The following is an 18,164-nucleotide window of genomic DNA, read 5'->3' on the forward strand; positions in this document are numbered from 1 at the left end:
CGGCGGTCGGAAACAAGACTTTTCGAGGTAATTTAAGTGGCACGCAAAACACCCATCGAGCGCTACCGGAACATCGGTATCATGGCGCACATCGACGCCGGCAAGACGACCACGACGGAACGTGTTCTGTTTTATACCGGTGTGTCCCACAAGCTCGGTGAGGTGCATGACGGCGCTGCCACCATGGACTGGATGGAGCAGGAGCAGGAGCGTGGCATCACCATCACTTCTGCTGCGACCACCTGTTTTTGGTCCGGCATGGACAAGCAGTTCCCTGAACACCGCATCAACATCATTGATACCCCCGGGCACGTGGATTTCACCATTGAGGTGGAGCGCTCCCTGCGGGTGCTGGACGGCGCCTGTGCCGTATTTTGTGCCGTAGGTGGCGTGGAACCCCAGTCCGAGACCGTGTGGCGCCAGGCCAACAAGTATCAGGTGCCGCGGATGGCGTTCGTCAACAAGATGGACCGTCCCGGTGCCAACTTCCTGCGGGTTATTGGCCAGATTCGTGATCGCCTGGCGGCCAATCCGGTACCTATCGTGATGCCCATTGGTGCCGAGGACAGCTTCACCGGCGTGGTGGATCTGCTGACCATGAAGGCACTTTACTGGGATGATACTACCCAGGGCATGAGCTATGAGGCCAAGGACGTGCCAGCCGAGATGGCTGAGCTGTGTCAGGAGTGGCGTGACCACATGGTGGAAGCTGCCGCTGAGGGTTCCGAGGAACTGATGGAGAAGTACCTGGAAGGTGGCGAGCTGACCATTGAGGAAATCAAGCAGGGTCTGCGTGCCCGCACCCTGCGCAATGAGGTCATTCCCGCCCTGTGCGGTACCGCGTTCAAGAACAAGGGCGTACAGCGCATGCTGGATGCGGTGATCGAGTTCATGCCAGCCCCCACCGACGTGCTGGCCATCAAGGGTATCCTGGATGACGCGGCCGAAAGCGAAGGTGAGCGTCATGCCACTGACGACGAGCCGTTTTCCGCGCTGGCGTTCAAGATTGCCACCGACCCGTTTGTCGGCACGCTGACCTTCTTCCGCGTTTACTCTGGCGTGGTGCAGTCCGGTGACAGCGTTTACAACCCGGTCAAGGGCAAGAAAGAGCGTATTGGCCGTATCGTGCAGATGCATGCCAATTCCCGCGAGGAGATCAAGGAAGTGCGTGCCGGTGACATCGCCGCTGCGGTGGGTCTGAAGGATGTCACCACCGGTGATACCCTGTGCGACCTGAACAACATCATCACCCTGGAGCGCATGGAGTTCCCCGAGCCGGTGATCTCCGTGGCCGTGGAGCCCAAGACCAAGGGCGACCAGGAAAAGATGGGTGTGGCCCTGTCCAAGCTGGCTCAGGAAGATCCTTCCTTCCAGGTGCGTACCGACGAGGAATCCGGTCAGACCATCATCTCCGGCATGGGTGAGCTGCACCTGGACATCATCGTCGACCGCATGCGTCGTGAGTTCAAGGTGGAAGCCAACGTGGGCAAGCCTCAGGTGGCCTACCGGGAAACCATCCGCAAGACGGTGGAGCAGGAAGGCAAGTTCGTGCGTCAGTCCGGTGGTCGTGGTCAGTACGGTCACGTCTGGCTGCGTATTGAGCCCCTTGAGGCCGGTGCCGGTTATGAGTTCGTCAACGCCATCGTCGGCGGTGTGGTGCCCAAGGAATACATCCCCGCCGTGGACAAGGGCGTGCAGGAACAGATCAAGAACGGTGTCATCGCCGGCTTCCCGGTGGTGGACGTGAAGGTCACCCTGTTCGACGGTTCCTACCACGACGTGGACTCCTCGGAAGCTGCGTTCAAGATCGCCGGCTCCATCGGCTTTAAAGAAGGCGCTGCCAAGGCGGGCGCCGTACTGCTGGAGCCCATCATGAAGGTGGAAGTGGTGACGCCGGAAGAATACATGGGCGACGTGATGGGTGACCTGAACCGTCGTCGTGGTCTGGTGCAGGGTATGGACGATGCCCCGGCGGGCAAGATCGTTCGCGCCGAAGTGCCGCTGGCCGAGATGTTCGGTTACTCCACCGACCTGCGTTCTGCTACCCAGGGTCGCGCTGTGTACTCCATGGAGTTCTCCAAGTACGCAGAAGCGCCGACCAGTGTGGCTGAAGCGGTTATCAAGAAGTCGTCCTGAAGATCGGCTTGATCGGACGTCACCAGATTCGAATATTGAAGGGGTAATACTAAGGTGTCGAAGGAAAAATTTGAGCGTAATAAGCCGCACGTGAACGTGGGCACCATTGGTCACGTTGACCATGGCAAGACCACGCTGACGGCGGCGCTGACGGTGGTTCAGGCGAAGAAGTATGGTGGCGAGGTCCGTGGCTACGACCAGATCGACAACGCCCCGGAAGAGCGCGCTCGCGGTATTACCATTGCTACGTCCCATGTGGAGTACGAGTCCGACAACCGTCACTATGCCCACGTGGATTGCCCCGGTCACGCCGACTACGTGAAGAACATGATCACCGGTGCGGCGCAGATGGACGGCGCGATTCTGGTGGTGTCTGCCGCGGACGGCCCGATGCCCCAGACCCGTGAGCACATTCTGCTGGCCCGTCAGGTGGGCGTGCCCTACATTGTCGTGTTCCTGAACAAGGCCGACATGGTGGACGATGCCGAGCTGCTGGAGCTGGTGGAAATGGAAGTGCGCGACCTGCTGTCGAGCTATGACTTCCCTGGTGACGACACCCCGATCGTTGTCGGTTCTGCCCTCAAGGCCCTGGAAGGTGACACCTCCGACATCGGCATGCCGGCCATCGACAAGCTGATTGCGGCCCTGGATGATTACATTCCGGAGCCGGAGCGTGCCATCGACGGTGCGTTCCTGATGCCGGTGGAAGACGTGTTTTCCATCTCTGGTCGTGGTACAGTGGTGACTGGCCGTATCGAGCGCGGTATTGTCAAGGTGGGTGACGAAGTCTCCATCGTGGGTATCCGCGACACCATCAAGACCACCGTGACCGGCGTGGAAATGTTCCGCAAGCTGCTGGATCAGGGTCAGGCGGGTGACAACGTGGGCGTGCTGCTGCGTGGCACCAAGCGTGACGAAGTGGAGCGTGGCCAGGTGCTGTGCAAGAGCGGCTCCATTACCCCGCACACCAAGTTCGAAGCGGAAGTGTACGTGCTGTCGAAGGAAGAGGGTGGTCGTCACACCCCGTTCTTCAACGGCTACCGTCCGCAGTTCTACTTCCGTACCACGGACGTGACCGGTTCCTGCGATCTGCCGGAAGGCATCGAGATGGTGATGCCCGGTGACAACGTGAAGATGACCGTTTCCCTGATCGCCCCCATTGCGATGGAAGACGGTCTGCGCTTTGCGATCCGTGAAGGTGGCCGTACCGTCGGCGCCGGCGTCGTTTCCAAGATCATTGAGTAACCATCATGGCAGCCAAGCAGAGAATCCGTATTCGCCTCAAGGCCTTCGATCATCGTCTGATTGATCGTTCCGCCAGTGAGATCGTGGAAACCGCCAAGCGGACCGGCGCCCGTGTGAAGGGCCCGATTCCCCTGCCGACCAAGATGGAAAGCTTTACCGTGCTGATTTCTCCGCACGTCAACAAGGATGCCCGTGACCAGTACGAGATCCGTACTCACAAGCGCCTGATGGACATCATGGACCCCACGGACAAGACCGTGGACGCCCTGATGAAGCTGGATCTGGCTGCTGGCGTGGATGTGCAAATAAAGCTTAACTAGCCGCAATAGTTGTGGCATAATTGTTGGCTTTCCATGGCCCGGTGCAGGGTAACTTGTGCCGGGCCGTGATTTTCAGAACGCAGAATAATTTCTTCGGCGCTCCGGTTCAGGGGCGGAAGCAAGAGGTAGTGTCATGGCAATCGGACTGGTCGGTCGCAAGGTGGGCATGACTCGTGTCTTCACTGAAGACGGGGTCTCCCTGCCGGTGTCTGTCATCGAGGTTGAGCCTAACCGGGTGGCGCAGGTGAAGACCAGCGACCGGGATGGTTATCGGGCCGTGCAGGTCGCGGTGGGCAGCCGCCGGGCAAGTCGTGTTTCCAAGCCCCAGGCAGGGCATCTGGCCAAAGCTGGCGTAGAAGCTGGTCGTGGTCTTTGGGAATTCCGTCTTGAGGACGGGGAAGGCGAAGGCATCGAAGCCGGCGCCACCCTCAATGTAGATGTATTTGCCGCGGGTCAGAAGGTGGATGTCACCGGGACCAGCAAGGGCAAAGGTTTTCAGGGTGTGGTCAAGCGTCACAATTTCAGTATGCAGGACGCCACCCACGGTAATTCGCGCTCTCATCGGGCGCCGGGCTCGATCGGTCAGAACCAGACTCCGGGTCGCGTATTCAAGGGTAAGAAGATGGCCGGCCACATGGGCAACGAGCGCTGCACTGTGCAAAACCTGGAAGTGGTCCGGGTGGATGCCGAGCGTAACCTGCTCCTGATTCGTGGTGCGGTACCGGGTTCCACCGGTGGTGACGTACTGGTGCGTCCCGCTGTCAAGGCGAAAGGTTGAATCTCATGAAGCTTCAGGTTCAAGACACCCAGCAGGACGTCGAGGTTTCTGATCGCGCGTTCGGTCGGGATTTTAATGAAACCCTGGTGCACCAGGCCGTAGTCGCCTATATGGCGGGTGGTCGCGCCGGCACCAAGGCGCAGAAAAGCCGTAGCGATGTGCGCGGTGGTGGTGCCAAGCCCTGGCGCCAAAAAGGCAGTGGCCGTGCCCGTGCCGGTACCATCCGCAGTCCTCTGTGGCGTGGGGGCGGTGTGACTTTTGCTGCCCGGCCTCGGGATTATTCCCAGAAATTGAACAGAAAGATGTACCGTGCCGCGATGGCCAGCATCTTTTCTGAACTGGTTCGTCAGGATCGTCTGGTGGTGGTGGATGCATTCACTGTCGATGCACCCAAGACCCGCGACCTCAAATCCAGGCTGGATGGCATGAGCCTCGACGGTGCCCTGATCGTCACCAATGAGGCGGACATCAATCTGTACCTGTCTGCCCGCAACCTGCCCCGTGTGGGCGTGTGCGAGGTAGCTGATCTGAATCCAGTGGCTTTGGTGGGTTTTGATAAAGTGGTCATCACCGTGCCGGCACTGAAGCAAGTTGAAGGGTGGCTGTCATGAATGAGGAAAGACTGCTCAAGGTTCTGGTGGCCCCGCATGTGTCTGAAAAAGGCACCCTGCTGGGAGAACTGAACAACCAGCATGTGTTCAAGGTGGCTGTCGACGCGACTCGCGTGGAAGTAAAAAAAGCGGTTGAATCCCTGTTCGACGTCAAGGTTAACTCCGTGCGCATGTTGAATCAGCAGGGCAAGCGCAAGCGCATGGGTGTCCACGCCGGACGCCGCAAGCATTGGAAAAAGGCCTACGTGACTCTGGAAGCAGGTCACGATATTCAATTGGCCGGCAACGAGTAATCGGAAAGGTAACGCGAGATGGCGATCGTCAAGTCGAAACCCACCTCCGCGGGCCGTCGTTTTGTGGTCCGGGTGGTGACGCCTGATCTACACAAGGGCGAGCCCTTCGGGCCTCTGTTGGAAAAGAAGCACCGGTCGGGTGGTCGCAACAACCAGGGCCGCGTGACTGTGCGGCATGTGGGCGGCGGGCACAAGCAGCACTACCGCATCGTGGACTTCAAGCGGAACAAGGACGATATTCCGGGCAAGGTCGAGCGCCTGGAATATGATCCGAACCGCACCGCGCATCTTGCGCTGGTCCTGTATGCAGATGGTGAGCGGCGGTATATCATTGCCCCCCGCGGCGTCAAGGCGGGCGATCCCATCGTCTCCGGCGTCCATGCGCCGATCAAGCCAGGTAGCGCGCTGCCCCTGCGGAACATTCCCCTGGGCACCGTGGTGCACTGTATCGAGATGCGTCCCGGCAAGGGTGCCCAGATCGCCCGCAGTGCCGGCGCTGGTGTCCAGTTGGTGGCCCGTGAAGGTCAATATGCCACCCTGAGGCTGCGTTCTGGCGAAATGCGCAAGGTCCATGCCGATTGTCGTGCGACCATTGGTGAAGTGGGTAATCAGGAACATAGTCTGCGCAAATTCGGTAAGGCTGGCGCCAAGCGTTGGCTGGGCATCCGTCCTACCGTTCGTGGTACGGCCATGAACCCGGTGGACCACCCCCACGGTGGTGGTGAGGGCCGGAACTTCGGTCTGCATCCGGTCACCCCCTGGGGTGTGCCGACCAAGGGTTACAAAACCCGCAAGAACAAGCGCACGGACAATATGATTGTTCGTCGTCGCAAAGCGAAGTAAGAGGGGATAGGTCGTGCCACGTTCGCTCAAGAAAGGTCCTTTTGTCGATCATCATCTGCTGAAGAAGGTCGAAACCGCCGCTGCCAACAATGACCGGCGTCCGCTCAAGACCTGGTCCCGTCGGTCGATGGTCATTCCGCAAATGGTGGGCTTGACCATCGCTGTGCATAACGGTCGTCAGCACGTACCCGTGCTGATCAGCGAGAACATGGTGGGTCACAAGCTTGGAGAGTTCGCGGCAACGCGTACCTTCAAGGGGCATGTGGCCGACAAGAAGGCTAGGTAGAGGATCATCATGGAAACCATGGCTCAACTGCGATTTGCGCGTATATCGCCGCAGAAATGCCGCCTGGTGGCGGATCAGATTCGTGGACTGCCCGTTGAGCGGGCCCTTCAGGTGCTGAATTTCAGCCCCAAAAAGGGTGCTCATCTGGTGAAAAAAGTGCTCGAATCGGCCATTGCCAACGCAGAACATAATGATGGCGCTGATGTGGACGAGCTCAAGGTATCACGCATTTGCGTGGACCAGGGGCCGGTTCTCAAGCGCATCGCGGCACGGGCCAAGGGCCGTGCCAACCGGATCACGAAACGCACGAGCCATATCACTGTGGCCGTGAGCGCTGAGTAAAGTTAGGGGTCTGAGATGGGTCAGAAAGTAAATCCGATCGGCTTCCGCCTTGGCATCTCCGCTGACTGGGCATCCACTTGGTATGCCGACGGCAGAGATTATGCGGATAACCTGCACAAGGACCTGGAAATTCGTCAGTTCCTGAAGCAGAAACTGGCCCAGGCCTCTGTCAGCAGGATCGAGATCGCCCGGCCGGCGCGGCAGGCGTTCATCACCATTCACACTGCCCGTCCGGGTATTGTGATCGGTAAAAAGGGTGAAGATATCGAGGCACTGCGCAAGGAAGTGGCAGGGCGCCTGGGTCTGGGCGTTCCCAACGTCAAGATCAACATCGAGGAAATTCGCAAGCCGGAGACCGATGCCCAGTTGGTCGCTGAAGGAATCGCGCAGCAGCTGGAGCGCCGCATCATGTTCCGCCGTGCCATGAAGCGCGCCGTGGGCAATGCCATGCGTCTGGGTGCCCTGGGGGTGAAAGTACATGTTTCCGGTCGTCTCAATGGCGCCGAAATCGCCCGCAGCGAGTGGTACCGGGAAGGCCGTGTGCCGCTACACACGCTGCGCGCTGACATTGATTATGGGTTTGCCGAAGCCCGCACCACCTACGGCATCATCGGTGTCAAGGTGTGGGTATTCAAGGGTGAAGTGTTCGACTTCGATAGCAAGACGGACGCTCCCCAGGATGGCAAGGCCGCGGTTAACTGAGGAGTTGAAAGATGCTGCAGCCCAAGAGGACCAAATTCCGCAAGCAGTTCAAGGGCAAGAACCGCGGTCTCGCCACCTCCGGCGAAAAGGTCAGTTTCGGTGAATACGCCCTGAAGTCCGTGGACCGGGGCCGGATCACGGCGCGCCAGATTGAAGCGGCTCGTCGTGCCATGACCCGTCACATCAAGCGTGGCGGCAAGATCTGGATCCGGGTATTCCCGGATGTGCCGGTCACCAAAAAGCCCGTTGAAGTGCGTATGGGTAAGGGTAAGGGCAATGTGGAGTACTGGGTGTGCAAGATTCAGCCCGGTCGCGTGCTCTACGAAATGGAAGGCGTCAGTGAGGAAGTGGCCCGCGAGGCCTTCCGCCTGGCCGCCGCCAAGCTGCCCATCAAGACCGCATTTGTGACTCGGCAGGTGATGTGATGAAGGTAAGCGAAGTACGTGAAAAGGGCAGCGATGAGCTGCAGGGCGAACTGCTGGAGCTTTATCGCGAGCAGTTCAAAATGCGCATGCAGAAGGGCACCGGCCAATCGCCGCGTCCTGACCGCTTTGGCAAAATCCGCAAGGATATTGCCCGCATCAAGACCGTGCTGAATCAGCGTTCGATGGCAGGCGAGTGAAGTCATGAGCGAACAGGAACAAAAAGAACAGCGTGCGATCACCGGCCGTGTGGTGAGCGACAAGATGGACAAAACCCGTACCGTGCTCATTGAGCGCCGGGTCAAGCATCCGCTGTACGGTAAGTACATGCGTCGCTCTACCAAGCTCCATGTGCATGACGAGAACAATGACTCCCGGATGGGCGACAAGGTCCTGGTGAAGGAATGCCGTCCCATGTCCCGGACCAAGACGTTCCGTCTGCTTAAGGTCGTTGAGCGCGCGCCTGAGTAAGCCGGTGCAAGTGACCACCGATAGGAAGTGAGATCAGAACATGATTCAGATGCAGACGGTTTTGGATGCAGCGGACAACAGCGGGGCGCGCCGGGTCCAGTGCATCAAGGTGCTCGGCGGTTCTCATCGCCGTTATGCCGGTGTGGGTGACATCATCAAGGTGAGCGTCAAGGACGCCATCCCCCGTGGCAAGGTGAAGAAGGGCGAGGTATATAACGCCGTGGTGGTGCGGACGGCCAAGGGCGTGCGTCGTCCAGATGGTTCTGTGGTGCGCTTTGACCGCAATGCGGCCGTTCTGCTCAACAACCAGCTCCAGCCCATCGGCACCCGTATCTTCGGACCCGTGACCCGTGAACTGCGCGGCGAGCGGTTCATGAAGATTATTTCACTGGCGCCGGAAGTCCTGTAAGGCTGAGGTAAGAGACGATGCGCAGAATTCGACAAGGTGATGACGTGCAAGTCATTGCCGGCAAAGACAAGGGCCGCCGTGGTACCGTTCTGAAGGTGCTCGAAAATGATCGGGTGCTGGTCCAGAACATCAACATGGTGAAAAAACACCAGAAGCCCAACCCCTATGCGGGCGTAAGTGGCGGTATCATCGACAAGGAGATGCCCTTGCATATCTCCAACGTGATGCTGTACAACCCTGCCTCCGGCAAGGGCGACCGCGTCGGGTTCAGGACTCTGGAGGACGGTCGCAAGGTGCGCGTCTACAAGTCCAACAACGAAGTCGTCGACGCGTCTTAAGGTGGATCAGATGGCCAGGCTGAAAGCATTTTATCAGGAGACGGTGGTGAAGCAGCTCATGGAGCGCTTCAACTATTCCAATGTCATGGAAGTTCCGCGCATCACCAAGATCACCCTGAACATGGGGCTGGGTGAGGCGGTGGCTGACAAGAAGATCATCGAGCACGCCTTGAGCGACATGACCGCCATTGCCGGACAGAAGCCTGTGGTGACCCGTGCCCGTAAGTCCATCGCCGGCTTTAAAATCCGCGATGACTATCCCATTGGCTGCAAGGTGACCCTGCGCCGGGAACGGATGTACGAGTTCCTTGATCGTCTGGTGAGTGTGGCTTTGCCTCGGGTGCGGGACTTCCGCGGTGTTTCCGCCAAGTCCTTTGATGGTCGTGGCAATTTCAATATGGGCATTCGGGAACAGATCATCTTCCCCGAAGTAGATTACGACAAGATCGACGCCCTGCGTGGGATGGATATCACCATCACCACCACCGCCAGGACCGACGAGGAAGGCCGGGCGCTGCTGGAAGCCTTCCGCTTCCCGTTCAAGCAATAACGAGGTTTATAGAGTATGGCCAAAACTTCCATGATGATGCGCGAACTCAAGCGCGCCCAGTTGGTGAAGCAGTACTCGGCGAAACGCGCAGAGCTCAAGGCGCTCATCCAGAACCCGGAGACAAGCCACGAGGACCGCATGGCAGCAGTGATGAAACTGCAAAAGCTGCCCCGTGATTCCAGTCCTGTGCGTCAGCGTAACCGCTGCCACCTGACTGGCCGTCCCCATGGGTACTATCGGAAGTTTGGCCTGGGTCGCAACAAGCTGCGCGAAGCGGCCATGCGCGGGGATATCCCCGGCCTGGTCAAGTCGAGCTGGTAAGAGGGAAAACCTGAAATGAGCATGACCGATCCCGTAGCAGATCTGCTGACCCGCATCCGTAATGGCCAGCGCGCTGCCAAGACCGAAATCAGCCTGCCGTCCTCCAAACTGAAGGTGGCCATCGCCAACGTCCTCAAGGACGAAGGCTACGTCGCCGATGTGATGGTGAACGAGCAGGATAAAAAACCCGTCATGACGGTAAAGCTGAAGTACTTCCAGGGCCGCCCGGTCATCGAGACCATCCGTCGCGTCAGCCGGCCTGGTCTGCGTATCTACCGTGGCAAGGATGAATTGCCCAAGGTGATCGGCGGACTGGGTGTCGCCATTGTCTCCACCTCCAAGGGTGTGATGACTGATCGCCAGGCCCGCGCTCAGGGTCAGGGCGGCGAAGTCCTCTGCATCGTCTCCTAATCGGATTGAAGCCATGTCCCGAGTAGCGAAAAACCCCATCGCATTGCCCAAGGGCGTCGATGTGTCTATCAACAATGAGTCGATCTCCGTGAAGGGGCCCAAGGGAAATATTGCTTTCCCGGCCAACCCGAACGTCGAGATTGCCCAGGAAGAAGGTGTGCTTACCTTCAAGCCCGCAAACGGTGATACCCGTCATTATGCGATGGCTGGTACCATGCGCGCCGTTGTCAACAACATGGTGGTGGGCGTAAGCGAAGGTTTTCAGCGCAAGCTGGAACTCGTGGGCGTGGGCTACCGTGCCCAGGCGCAGGGCAACAAGCTGAACCTGACCCTGGGTCTGTCCCATCCGGTGGAATATCCGGTGCCGGAGGGCATCAGCATCGAAACCCCCAGCCAGACCGAAATTCTGGTCAAGGGCGTCGATAAGCAGAAAGTGGGGCAGGTGGCTTCCGAGATTCGCCGTTACCGGCCGCCGGAACCCTATAAGGGCAAGGGCATTCGGTACGCGAATGAACAGATCATCCGCAAGGAAGCGAAGAAGAAGTAGGCTTAGGTGACCGCAATGGATAAGAAAGAAGCTCGACTCCGGCGCTCCAAGCGGGCCCGGTACAAGATCCGTGAACTCGGCGCCCACCGTCTCTGCGTGCACCGTACCCCACGGCATGTGTACGCGCAGATCATCGCGCCCTCCGGTTCCGAGGTGCTGACCTGCGCCTCTACCGTGGAAGCCGATGTGCGCGGCGGCCTGAAGTCCACCGGCAACATCGAAGCGGCTGCCGCCGTGGGCCGTCTGATTGCCGAGCGTGCGGTCGCCAAGGGTATCAAGAAGGTGGCGTTCGACCGCTCGGGGTTCAAGTATCACGGCCGTGTGAAGGCGTTGGCCGATGCCGCCCGCGAAGGTGGCCTGGAATTCTGATAAGGGTGATGCAATGGCAAGTGTGAATGCGAGCGAGAACGACGGCCTTCAGGAGAAGCTCATCTCCGTCAACCGTGTGGCCAAGGTGGTCAAGGGTGGACGCCAGTTTCGTTTTACTGCCCTGACCGTGGTCGGTGACGGTAACGGCAAGGTCGGCTTTGGCTACGGCAAGGCCCGTGAAGTACCCCTGGCCATCCAGAAGGCGATGGAATCCGCGCGCAAGAACATGCGCTCCGTCCCCCTCAACGATGGTACGCTGCATTATTCCGTGAGTTCCCGTCACGGTGCCGCAAAGGTCTTCATTCAGCCGGCTTCCGAAGGTACCGGTATCATCGCCGGTGGTGCCATGCGCGCCGTCTTCGAAGTGGCGGGTGTGCGTAACGTGCTGGCCAAGTGCATTGGCTCGCGCAACCCCATCAATGTGGTGCGTGCGACCCTGAATGGCTTGACCGCCGTGCATGATCCGAAGCTCATCGCCGCCAAGCGTGGCAAGAAACTCGAAGAGATCGTGGGGTAATCATGGCAGCCGCGAACGAACTCAAGGTGACGCTGATCCGCAGCAAGCATGGGCGGCTGAAGAGCCACCAGGCCTGCCTGCGCGGCCTCGGCATCCGTCGTATCCATAATCCGGTGGTCGTCAAGGATACGCCGGAAAATCGGGGGATGATCAACAAGGTATCCTATCTCCTGAAGGTTGAGGAGGTTTGAGATGAGACTGAACAATCTGAGTCCCGCACCGGGTAGCCGTCCCGACGCCAAGCGTCTTGGTCGTGGTATCGGTTCTGGTCTGGGCAAGACCGGTGGCCGTGGTCACAAGGGTCAAAAATCCCGTGCCGGCGGTTATCACAAGGTGGGCTTTGAGGGCGGTCAGATGCCCTTGCAGCGCCGCCTGCCGAAGGTGGGTTTTCGTTCCCGTACCAGTGCCGGCAATGCCGAGGTGCGTCTGCATGAGCTGGCCGGCCTGGAAGGCGTGATCGACCTGGCGGCTCTGAAAGCTGCCGGCGTTGTACCGGCACAGACCGTCAAGGCCAAGGTGATTGCCTCGGGTTCCATTGACAAGGCCGTGAGCCTCAAGGGCGTGGCCGTAACCAAGGGCGCGCGGGCTGCCATCGAGGCCGCCGGCGGGCAGATCGAGGACTAAGTGGCCGCTTCCAATACAGCAGGGGGCGCAACATTAGGCGGGCTGGGGAGGTTCACTGAACTTCGCCAGCGCCTTTTGTTTGTGCTGATGGCGTTGGTGGTCTACCGCATCGGAACGTTTATTCCGGTGCCGGGGATCGATCCCATTGCAATGGCGCAGTTCTACGACGCTCAGTCGGGCACCATTCTGGACATGTTCAACATGTTTGCAGGTGGGGCCCTTGAGCGTCTGAGTCTGTTTGCCCTGGGGGTGATGCCCTACATCTCGGCGGCCATCATCATGCAGCTTCTGGCTGCAACAGTGCCGGCCCTGCAACAGATCAAGAAGGAAGGGGAGCCGGGGCGGCGAAAAATCACCCAGTACACCCGCTACGGCACGGTGTTCCTGGCCCTGATCCAGAGTATCGGTATCGCCATCGCCCTGAATCAGCAGGTGATCGGTGACACCACGGTGGCGGTGAATCCGGGTATCGGTTTCATCTTCACCACGGTGGTCTCTCTGGTGACCGGCACGGTGTTCCTGATGTGGTTGGGTGAACAGGTGACGGAGCGGGGTATCGGCAACGGTATCTCCATCATCATCTTCGCTGGTATCGTTGCCGGTCTGCCGGGTGCCCTGGGGGGGACTCTGGAACTGGCCAGTACCGGTGAGCTGTCTCCTGCCTTCGTGATCCTGCTCATGACCATGGGCATGGCGGTGATCGGTTTCATCGTCTTTGTGGAACGTGGTCAGCGTCGTATCACGGTCAACTATGCCAAGCGCCAGGTAGGGCGCAAGGTCTTCGGCGGTCAGAGCAGTCATCTGCCCCTGAAGCTGAACATGGCGGGTGTGATTCCGGCCATCTTCGCCTCCAGCATCATCCTGTTCCCCGCAACTTTGGGAACCTGGTTTGGGCAGGCGGAGGGCATGACCTGGCTGCGGGATCTGTCGACGGCCCTGGGCCCGGGACAGCCGCTCTATGTGATGTTGTATGGTGCGGCGATCGTATTTTTCTGCTTCTTCTATACGGCGTTGGTGTTCAATGCCCGGGAGACGGCGGAAAACCTGAAAAAGTCAGGTGCCTTCATTCCAGGTATCCGGCCGGGGGCGCAGACCGAGCGGTATATCGATGGTGTCATGACCCGTCTGACGGCGGTGGGTGCCATCTACATCACCGCGGTGTGTCTGATGCCCGAGTTCCTGATCCTGTACTGGAACGTGCCCTTCTACTTCGGTGGTGCGTCCCTGCTGATCATCGTGATCGTGGTGATGGATTTCATGGCGCAGTTGCAGGCGCACCTGGTGTCCCATCAGTACGAGGGATTGATGCGCAAGGCCAACCTGAAAGGCTATGGCAAGTCGGGCATGCTGCGATAGCAGGCCCAGCTAGAGGAAATTTAAGATGAAAGTACGTGCGTCTGTAAAAAAGATTTGCCGCAACTGCAAGATCATCCGCCGCAACGGTGTGGTGCGTGTGATCTGCTCGGATCCCCGTCACAAACAGCGGCAGGGCTGACCGTTGATTCGGCGGCGTTCACTGGTTAGAATACCCGGCTTTTCCGCCGGTGCTTGGAGATAGCTGGATGGCTCGTGTAGCAGGTGTCAATATTCCGGACCACAAACATGCCGTGATTGCCCTTCAGGCAATCTACGGTGTCGGTAAAACCCGTGCCCAGAAGATCTGCGAGGCTGCCGGGATTCGTCCGGACATCAAGATCCGCGATCTCTCCGAAGACGAGGTGGAGAAGGTGCGTACCGAAGTGGGCCGTTTCACCGTCGAAGGGGATCTTCGCCGTGAAACTTCCATGAACATCAAGCGCTTGATGGATCTGGGCTGCTACCGGGGCTTGCGCCACCGTCGCGGTCTGCCCCTGCGCGGTCAGCGTACTCGCACCAACGCGCGCACCCGCAAGGGACCGCGTCGCCCCATCCGCAAGTAATTATCAGGATTACAGGAAACAGGTATGGCACAGGCCCCCCGGACCCGTAAAAAGGTCAAAAAGTCCGTTTCGGACGGAGTGGCGCATGTTTATGCGTCCTTCAACAATACGATTGTGACGATCACTGATCGCCAGGGTAATACCCTGTCCTGGGCCACAGCCGGTGGTTCCGGGTTCCGCGGTTCTCGTAAAAGCACGCCCTTTGCGGCCCAGGTGGCTGCCGAGCGTGCGGGTACGGCAGCGCAGGAATATGGTCTCAAGAATCTGGAAGTGCTCGTCAAGGGTCCCGGCCCAGGCCGGGAATCGGCGGTTCGCGCCCTGAACAATGCGGGCTTCAAGATCACGAACATCAGCGATATTACGCCGATTCCCCATAATGGTTGCCGTCCGCCGAAGAAGCGGCGCGTATAGTCCCGGAGGAGCACCATGGCACGTTATATTGGTCCCAAGTGCAAGCTGAGTCGCCGCGAAGGCACCGATCTGTCCCTGAAAAGCCGTGTTCGCGCATTGGATTCCAAGTGCAAACTGGACAAGGCTCCTGGGCAGCATGGTGATCGTCGTACCCGCCTGTCTGACTACGGCGTACAGCTGCGCGAAAAGCAAAAGCTGCGCCGTATTTATGGCGTGCTGGAGCGTCAGTTCCGCAATTATTACAAAGAAGCGAGCCGCCTGAAGGGTTCCACCGGTGATAACCTGCTGCGTCTGCTGGAATGTCGGCTGGACAACGTGGCCTACCGGATGGGCTTTGGCAGCACCCGTGCAGAAGCCCGTCAGCTGGTGAGCCACAAGGCCATTCAGGTGAATGGCCGTACTGTGAATATCCCTTCCTATCAGGTCAAGCCCACGGATGTGATTTCCATTCGGGAAAAATCCCGCAAGCAGGTTCGCATCCAGGATTCCCTGACGCTGGCCGAGCAGTTCGGTTTCCCTGAGTGGGTGGACGTGGACACCAAGAAAATGGAAGGTGTGTTCAAGAACGCTCCTGAGCGTAGTGACCTGCCGGCGGATATTAACGAATCCCTGGTGGTCGAGCTCTACTCCAAGTAATCAGTTACGAGGTCTTTGATGCAGACCAAGGTCAACGAACTCCTCAAGCCTCGGCATATCGAGGTCCAGTCCATCTCGGACAACATGTCCAAGGTGGTGCTGGAGCCGCTTGAGCGGGGTTTCGGTCATACGCTCGGCAACGCACTTCGCCGAATCCTGCTGTCTTCCATCCCCGGTGCTGCCGTGGTGGAGGCAGAGATCGAAGGTGTGCTGCATGAGTACACCACCCTCGAAGGGGTCCAGGAGGATGTCGTCGATGTCCTGCTGAATCTTAAAGGTATTGCATTGCGCATGACGGCCCGTGATGAGGCGACCCTGGTCCTGAAGAAAAAAGGGCCGGGGGTGGTCACAGCGGGTGACATCAGCCTGGATCATGACGTGGAAATCGTGAACCCGAACCATGTCATTGCTCACCTCACCAATGGCGAGTTGAACATGACTCTGAAAGTGGGCAGAGGACGAGGCTATCAGCCGGTGTCTGCCCGCCGTCAGGCCGATGGTGATGATCGCCCGATCGGTCGCCTGATGCTGGACGCCAGTTTCAGTCCGATCCGTCGGGTGGCTTACAACGTGGAAAGTGCCCGGGTGGAGCAGCGTACCGACATGGATCGTCTGGTCATCGAGTTGGAGACCAATGGTACTGTGGCGCCGGATGACGCCATTCGTCAGGCGGCGACCATTTTGCAAAGTCAGTTGATGGCCTTTGTGGAGCTGCGGGGTGACGAGGCTGTGACCCAGGAAAGCAAGTCCATGGACATCGACCCGATCCTGCTGCGGCCGGTGGATGATCTGGAGCTGACCGTGCGTTCAGCCAACTGTCTGAAGGCGGAGAATATCTATTACATCGGGGATCTGATTCAGAGAACCGAAGTAGAGCTGCTCAAGACTCCGAACCTGGGCAAGAAATCCCTGACCGAGATCAAGGATGTACTGGCCTCCCATGGCCTGTCTATGGGGATGCGTCTTGAGAACTGGCCACCGCCGGGCCTTAAAGAACACGAAAAGAAGAGCGCCGGTTAACCCCGGTCGTCTCGCAGATTTTGACTGAAGGAATATAAGCCATGCGTCACCGTCACTCGGGTAGGCAACTTAATCGCAACAGTTCACATCGCAAGGCCACCATGCAGAGCCTGGCGCTGTCGCTGTTCCGCCACGAAGCGATCAAGACGACGCTGCCCAAGGCGAAGGAACTGCGCCGGGTGGCCGAGCCCTTGATCACCTTGGCAAAGGAAGACAGCGTTCATACTCGCCGTCTCGCCTTTGCGCGTCTGCGGGACGACGAAATCGTGGGCAAGCTGTTCAATGAACTGGGTCCTCGTTACCAGGCCCGTCCGGGGGGTTACCTGCGTATCCTGAAGTGTGGTTTCCGTAAGGGAGACAACGCACCGATGGCTTATGTGGAACTGGTGGATCGTCCGGAGTTCGCTGCTGCGGAGACTGCTGAGTAATTTTGCTCAACATCTCCCGCTTTAAAAAGCCGGCCTGGGTGCCGGCTTTTTTGTGTCTGGTGATATTGGATGCTGTGCCAGTTTCGGCGGTTGCAATACCGCAGCCGTCATTCTTGCCGCGATCAAAATCGCGGGTTTCCTTGCGGAGGTGCTATGAAGCCTGCTGGGGCGTATCGATTCAGACGAGCCATCCGGCCCTTTTCCTACACCGTAGCGATGGCTGCCTGTGGTCTGGGCACGGTGTTGGCATTGCAGCAGGGATACGGCAATGTCTGGTTGGCCCTGCTGATCATTGGAGCGGGGGTGCTGATTCAAGCGGCGGTGAACCTGATCAATGATCATGCGGACCTGCCGGTGCTTGAATCCCGCTTACAGGCTGCAGAAGGGGAGGCGCGCCAGGAGTGGGCACAGGCCATTGACCAGGTTCAGCGCCATCATCTTCTGGGAATGATTTTTTTTGGTGTATCCCTGTTGATTGGCCTGGGACTTGTGCTGATACAGGGCTGGCCCCTGCTGGTGATCATCATTCTGGGGCTGCTGGGAGGATATTTCTATTCCGCCGAACCTGTCCATTACAAGCGTCGAGGTCTGGGGGTGGTCCTGGTGTTCTGGTTCATGGGTGTCCTGCTGGTAGGCGGATCGGCCATGGCCATGGGGGCGCCGATCACCCTGTCCCTGCTGGCGGTCAGTATTCCGTTCAGTCTGCTGACGTCCCTGGTATTGCTGGCAAACGAAATCCGGGATCATCAGGAGGATCGCCGTCATGGTCTGGGAACATTGACGGTGAGGATCGGACTTGAAGCGGGGCGCTATCTGTATGTGACCATGCTGGTGGGAGCGTACCTGGTCAGTTTGGGATTATGGTGGGCCGGTTTGCTGCCCTGGGTGTGGCAGCTTCTTTTTTCGCTACCTTTGGCCTTTGTGCCATTGATGAAGGTCATAAATCTCCAGGCTGACCGCAGTGATCTGCCACCCTTGACCGGAAAGCTGTTTGCGGTCTTTGCCTTGTTGTTTCTGTGCGCCTTTATGCTGGAGCTTGTGCTGTAGCGGAAGAGGGGAAAGATGTCAGGAATTGAGTGTGTTACGCAAGTATTTGAAAAAATGACTTTTTTGCAGAAACTTCAAAAAAGTTTCAAAAAGGGAGTTGACGGGAAAACTGAGGGGCCTATAATGCGCGCTCTCCAACGGCGAGACGGTCTGAACCGAAACGCAGTT

At 58.6% G+C, this 18,164-nt stretch carries 31 protein-coding genes; all 31 read left to right on the top strand.

Going from position 1 to position 18,164, the window contains the following annotated elements; genetic code table 11:
- Positions 1–36: 36 nt before the first annotated feature.
- The 31 genes from fusA (at position 37) to BMX62_RS01730 (ending at position 17,996) form a co-directional block, all read left to right on the top strand.
- Positions 37–2,136, top strand: a complete 2,100-nt coding sequence (gene fusA / locus BMX62_RS01580; protein ID WP_090202984.1) for an elongation factor G — start codon at positions 37–39, stop codon at positions 2,134–2,136.
- Between the two features lie 54 nt (positions 2,137–2,190).
- A complete protein-coding gene (tuf, locus tag BMX62_RS01585; protein ID WP_090202987.1) occupies positions 2,191–3,381 on the top strand; it encodes an elongation factor Tu in 1,191 nt (396 codons plus the stop codon).
- A 5-nt stretch (positions 3,382–3,386) separates the two neighbouring features.
- Positions 3,387–3,701, top strand: coding sequence for a 30S ribosomal protein S10 (rpsJ, locus tag BMX62_RS01590; protein ID WP_008933160.1), 315 nt, complete (start codon positions 3,387–3,389; stop codon positions 3,699–3,701).
- Between the two features lie 133 nt (positions 3,702–3,834).
- Positions 3,835–4,479, top strand: coding sequence for a 50S ribosomal protein L3 (gene rplC, locus BMX62_RS01595; RefSeq protein ID WP_090202989.1), 645 nt, complete (start codon positions 3,835–3,837; stop codon positions 4,477–4,479).
- A gap of 5 nt (positions 4,480–4,484) precedes the next feature.
- Complete coding sequence (gene rplD, locus BMX62_RS01600; RefSeq protein ID WP_090202992.1) at positions 4,485–5,090, top strand: 50S ribosomal protein L4; 606 nt, start codon at positions 4,485–4,487, stop codon at positions 5,088–5,090.
- Complete coding sequence (gene rplW, locus BMX62_RS01605; protein ID WP_090202995.1) at positions 5,087–5,383, top strand: 50S ribosomal protein L23; 297 nt, start codon at positions 5,087–5,089, stop codon at positions 5,381–5,383. Before rplD ends, rplW begins: the two co-directional genes overlap by 4 nt.
- An 18-nt stretch (positions 5,384–5,401) precedes the next feature.
- A complete protein-coding gene (gene rplB / locus BMX62_RS01610; protein WP_090202997.1) occupies positions 5,402–6,226 on the top strand; it encodes a 50S ribosomal protein L2 in 825 nt (274 codons plus the stop codon).
- A gap of 13 nt (positions 6,227–6,239) precedes the next feature.
- Positions 6,240–6,512: a 30S ribosomal protein S19 gene (gene rpsS / locus BMX62_RS01615; RefSeq protein ID WP_090203000.1), complete on the top strand. Its 273-nt coding sequence runs from the start codon at positions 6,240–6,242 to the stop codon at positions 6,510–6,512.
- Positions 6,513–6,515: 3 nt separating this feature from the next.
- Positions 6,516–6,854 carry a 50S ribosomal protein L22 gene (gene rplV / locus BMX62_RS01620; protein ID WP_202906177.1) on the top strand — a complete coding sequence of 113 codons (339 nt, stop codon included), beginning with the start codon at positions 6,516–6,518 and terminating at the stop codon, positions 6,852–6,854.
- Between the two features lie 15 nt (positions 6,855–6,869).
- Positions 6,870–7,556: a 30S ribosomal protein S3 gene (rpsC, locus tag BMX62_RS01625; RefSeq protein ID WP_090203006.1), complete on the top strand. Its 687-nt coding sequence runs from the start codon at positions 6,870–6,872 to the stop codon at positions 7,554–7,556.
- Positions 7,557–7,567: 11 nt separating this feature from the next.
- The gene (gene rplP, locus BMX62_RS01630) at positions 7,568–7,981 is read left to right on the top strand and encodes a 50S ribosomal protein L16 (RefSeq protein WP_090203010.1); all 414 of its coding nucleotides are present in this window, start codon (positions 7,568–7,570) and stop codon (positions 7,979–7,981) included.
- Positions 7,981–8,178, top strand: coding sequence for a 50S ribosomal protein L29 (rpmC, locus tag BMX62_RS01635; protein ID WP_008933169.1), 198 nt, complete (start codon positions 7,981–7,983; stop codon positions 8,176–8,178). The genes rplP and rpmC overlap by 1 nt, the downstream gene beginning before the upstream one ends.
- Positions 8,179–8,182: 4 nt before the next feature.
- On the top strand, positions 8,183–8,449 hold the full coding sequence (gene rpsQ, locus BMX62_RS01640) for a 30S ribosomal protein S17 (RefSeq protein ID WP_008933170.1): 267 nt from the start codon (positions 8,183–8,185) through the stop codon (positions 8,447–8,449).
- 40 nt (positions 8,450–8,489) lie between these two features.
- Positions 8,490–8,858: a 50S ribosomal protein L14 gene (gene rplN, locus BMX62_RS01645; RefSeq protein ID WP_090203014.1), complete on the top strand. Its 369-nt coding sequence runs from the start codon at positions 8,490–8,492 to the stop codon at positions 8,856–8,858.
- A gap of 17 nt (positions 8,859–8,875) precedes the next feature.
- On the top strand, positions 8,876–9,196 hold the full coding sequence (gene rplX / locus BMX62_RS01650) for a 50S ribosomal protein L24 (protein WP_090203019.1): 321 nt from the start codon (positions 8,876–8,878) through the stop codon (positions 9,194–9,196).
- A 10-nt stretch (positions 9,197–9,206) separates the two neighbouring features.
- Entirely contained in the window at positions 9,207–9,746 is a 540-nt protein-coding gene (rplE, locus tag BMX62_RS01655; protein ID WP_090203022.1) for a 50S ribosomal protein L5, read from the top strand.
- Positions 9,747–9,761: 15 nt separating this feature from the next.
- On the top strand, positions 9,762–10,067 hold the full coding sequence (gene rpsN / locus BMX62_RS01660) for a 30S ribosomal protein S14 (RefSeq protein WP_090203025.1): 306 nt from the start codon (positions 9,762–9,764) through the stop codon (positions 10,065–10,067).
- Positions 10,068–10,082: 15 nt separating this feature from the next.
- Entirely contained in the window at positions 10,083–10,478 is a 396-nt protein-coding gene (rpsH, locus tag BMX62_RS01665; RefSeq protein ID WP_090203028.1) for a 30S ribosomal protein S8, read from the top strand.
- A 13-nt stretch (positions 10,479–10,491) separates the two neighbouring features.
- Complete coding sequence (gene rplF / locus BMX62_RS01670) at positions 10,492–11,025, top strand: 50S ribosomal protein L6 (protein WP_090203031.1); 534 nt, start codon at positions 10,492–10,494, stop codon at positions 11,023–11,025.
- 15 nt (positions 11,026–11,040) lie between these two features.
- Positions 11,041–11,394: a 50S ribosomal protein L18 gene (gene rplR, locus BMX62_RS01675; RefSeq protein ID WP_008933177.1), complete on the top strand. Its 354-nt coding sequence runs from the start codon at positions 11,041–11,043 to the stop codon at positions 11,392–11,394.
- A 13-nt stretch (positions 11,395–11,407) separates the two neighbouring features.
- Positions 11,408–11,911, top strand: coding sequence for a 30S ribosomal protein S5 (gene rpsE / locus BMX62_RS01680; RefSeq protein WP_090203034.1), 504 nt, complete (start codon positions 11,408–11,410; stop codon positions 11,909–11,911).
- Between the two features lie 2 nt (positions 11,912–11,913).
- Positions 11,914–12,102: a 50S ribosomal protein L30 gene (gene rpmD / locus BMX62_RS01685; protein WP_008933179.1), complete on the top strand. Its 189-nt coding sequence runs from the start codon at positions 11,914–11,916 to the stop codon at positions 12,100–12,102.
- A 1-nt stretch (position 12,103) separates the two neighbouring features.
- Positions 12,104–12,535 (top strand): 50S ribosomal protein L15, encoded by a 432-nt coding sequence (gene rplO / locus BMX62_RS01690; protein WP_090203038.1) that lies wholly within the window; start codon positions 12,104–12,106, stop codon positions 12,533–12,535.
- On the top strand, positions 12,536–13,891 hold the full coding sequence (secY, locus tag BMX62_RS01695; protein WP_040406035.1) for a preprotein translocase subunit SecY: 1,356 nt from the start codon (positions 12,536–12,538) through the stop codon (positions 13,889–13,891). It abuts the gene before it with no gap.
- Between the two features lie 25 nt (positions 13,892–13,916).
- Positions 13,917–14,030 carry a 50S ribosomal protein L36 gene (gene rpmJ, locus BMX62_RS01700; RefSeq protein WP_008933182.1) on the top strand — a complete coding sequence of 38 codons (114 nt, stop codon included), beginning with the start codon at positions 13,917–13,919 and terminating at the stop codon, positions 14,028–14,030.
- 67 nt (positions 14,031–14,097) lie between these two features.
- Positions 14,098–14,454: a 30S ribosomal protein S13 gene (rpsM, locus tag BMX62_RS01705; RefSeq protein WP_090203041.1), complete on the top strand. Its 357-nt coding sequence runs from the start codon at positions 14,098–14,100 to the stop codon at positions 14,452–14,454.
- A gap of 24 nt (positions 14,455–14,478) precedes the next feature.
- Positions 14,479–14,865, top strand: a complete 387-nt coding sequence (gene rpsK / locus BMX62_RS01710; protein WP_090203046.1) for a 30S ribosomal protein S11 — start codon at positions 14,479–14,481, stop codon at positions 14,863–14,865.
- 15 nt (positions 14,866–14,880) lie between these two features.
- Positions 14,881–15,501: a 30S ribosomal protein S4 gene (rpsD, locus tag BMX62_RS01715; RefSeq protein ID WP_090203050.1), complete on the top strand. Its 621-nt coding sequence runs from the start codon at positions 14,881–14,883 to the stop codon at positions 15,499–15,501.
- Positions 15,502–15,519: 18 nt separating this feature from the next.
- Complete coding sequence (locus BMX62_RS01720) at positions 15,520–16,521, top strand: DNA-directed RNA polymerase subunit alpha (RefSeq protein WP_090203053.1); 1,002 nt, start codon at positions 15,520–15,522, stop codon at positions 16,519–16,521.
- Positions 16,522–16,562: 41 nt separating this feature from the next.
- Entirely contained in the window at positions 16,563–16,949 is a 387-nt protein-coding gene (gene rplQ, locus BMX62_RS01725) for a 50S ribosomal protein L17 (RefSeq protein ID WP_090203056.1), read from the top strand.
- Positions 16,950–17,102: 153 nt separating this feature from the next.
- The gene (locus BMX62_RS01730) at positions 17,103–17,996 is read left to right on the top strand and encodes a prenyltransferase (protein WP_090203059.1); all 894 of its coding nucleotides are present in this window, start codon (positions 17,103–17,105) and stop codon (positions 17,994–17,996) included.
- Positions 17,997–18,164: the final 168 nt, after the last annotated feature.

The organism is Ectothiorhodospira magna, assembly GCF_900110965.1.
GTDB classification, from domain to species: Bacteria; Pseudomonadota; Gammaproteobacteria; order Ectothiorhodospirales; family Ectothiorhodospiraceae; genus Ectothiorhodospira; species Ectothiorhodospira magna.

What these genes read in the sequence shown, in the direction of transcription:
- rplR (WP_008933177.1), top strand. Translation starts at nt 11,041, where the DNA reads ATGGATAAGAAAGAAGCTCGACTCCGGCGCTCCAAGCGGGCCCGGTAC.
- rpsQ (WP_008933170.1), top strand. Translation starts at nt 8,183, where the DNA reads ATGAGCGAACAGGAACAAAAAGAACAGCGTGCGATCACCGGCCGTGTG.
- rpsK (WP_090203046.1), top strand. Translation starts at nt 14,479, where the DNA reads ATGGCACAGGCCCCCCGGACCCGTAAAAAGGTCAAAAAGTCCGTTTCG.
- rplE (WP_090203022.1), top strand. Translation starts at nt 9,207, where the DNA reads ATGGCCAGGCTGAAAGCATTTTATCAGGAGACGGTGGTGAAGCAGCTC.
- rpsM (WP_090203041.1), top strand. Translation starts at nt 14,098, where the DNA reads ATGGCTCGTGTAGCAGGTGTCAATATTCCGGACCACAAACATGCCGTG.
- rplD (WP_090202992.1), top strand. Translation starts at nt 4,485, where the DNA reads ATGAAGCTTCAGGTTCAAGACACCCAGCAGGACGTCGAGGTTTCTGAT.
- rpmC (WP_008933169.1), top strand. Translation starts at nt 7,981, where the DNA reads ATGAAGGTAAGCGAAGTACGTGAAAAGGGCAGCGATGAGCTGCAGGGC.
- rpsH (WP_090203028.1), top strand. Translation starts at nt 10,083, where the DNA reads ATGAGCATGACCGATCCCGTAGCAGATCTGCTGACCCGCATCCGTAAT.
- rpsE (WP_090203034.1), top strand. Translation starts at nt 11,408, where the DNA reads ATGGCAAGTGTGAATGCGAGCGAGAACGACGGCCTTCAGGAGAAGCTC.
- rplF (WP_090203031.1), top strand. Translation starts at nt 10,492, where the DNA reads ATGTCCCGAGTAGCGAAAAACCCCATCGCATTGCCCAAGGGCGTCGAT.
- rplN (WP_090203014.1), top strand. Translation starts at nt 8,490, where the DNA reads ATGATTCAGATGCAGACGGTTTTGGATGCAGCGGACAACAGCGGGGCG.
- rplQ (WP_090203056.1), top strand. Translation starts at nt 16,563, where the DNA reads ATGCGTCACCGTCACTCGGGTAGGCAACTTAATCGCAACAGTTCACAT.
- rpsN (WP_090203025.1), top strand. Translation starts at nt 9,762, where the DNA reads ATGGCCAAAACTTCCATGATGATGCGCGAACTCAAGCGCGCCCAGTTG.
- rpmD (WP_008933179.1), top strand. Translation starts at nt 11,914, where the DNA reads ATGGCAGCCGCGAACGAACTCAAGGTGACGCTGATCCGCAGCAAGCAT.
- BMX62_RS01720 (WP_090203053.1), top strand. Translation starts at nt 15,520, where the DNA reads ATGCAGACCAAGGTCAACGAACTCCTCAAGCCTCGGCATATCGAGGTC.
- rplX (WP_090203019.1), top strand. Translation starts at nt 8,876, where the DNA reads ATGCGCAGAATTCGACAAGGTGATGACGTGCAAGTCATTGCCGGCAAA.
- rplW (WP_090202995.1), top strand. Translation starts at nt 5,087, where the DNA reads ATGAATGAGGAAAGACTGCTCAAGGTTCTGGTGGCCCCGCATGTGTCT.
- rpsJ (WP_008933160.1), top strand. Translation starts at nt 3,387, where the DNA reads ATGGCAGCCAAGCAGAGAATCCGTATTCGCCTCAAGGCCTTCGATCAT.
- rplP (WP_090203010.1), top strand. Translation starts at nt 7,568, where the DNA reads ATGCTGCAGCCCAAGAGGACCAAATTCCGCAAGCAGTTCAAGGGCAAG.
- rpmJ (WP_008933182.1), top strand. Translation starts at nt 13,917, where the DNA reads ATGAAAGTACGTGCGTCTGTAAAAAAGATTTGCCGCAACTGCAAGATC.
- rplC (WP_090202989.1), top strand. Translation starts at nt 3,835, where the DNA reads ATGGCAATCGGACTGGTCGGTCGCAAGGTGGGCATGACTCGTGTCTTC.
- rplO (WP_090203038.1), top strand. Translation starts at nt 12,104, where the DNA reads ATGAGACTGAACAATCTGAGTCCCGCACCGGGTAGCCGTCCCGACGCC.
- rpsD (WP_090203050.1), top strand. Translation starts at nt 14,881, where the DNA reads ATGGCACGTTATATTGGTCCCAAGTGCAAGCTGAGTCGCCGCGAAGGC.
- rpsC (WP_090203006.1), top strand. Translation starts at nt 6,870, where the DNA reads ATGGGTCAGAAAGTAAATCCGATCGGCTTCCGCCTTGGCATCTCCGCT.
- BMX62_RS01730 (WP_090203059.1), top strand. Translation starts at nt 17,103, where the DNA reads ATGAAGCCTGCTGGGGCGTATCGATTCAGACGAGCCATCCGGCCCTTT.
- rplB (WP_090202997.1), top strand. Translation starts at nt 5,402, where the DNA reads ATGGCGATCGTCAAGTCGAAACCCACCTCCGCGGGCCGTCGTTTTGTG.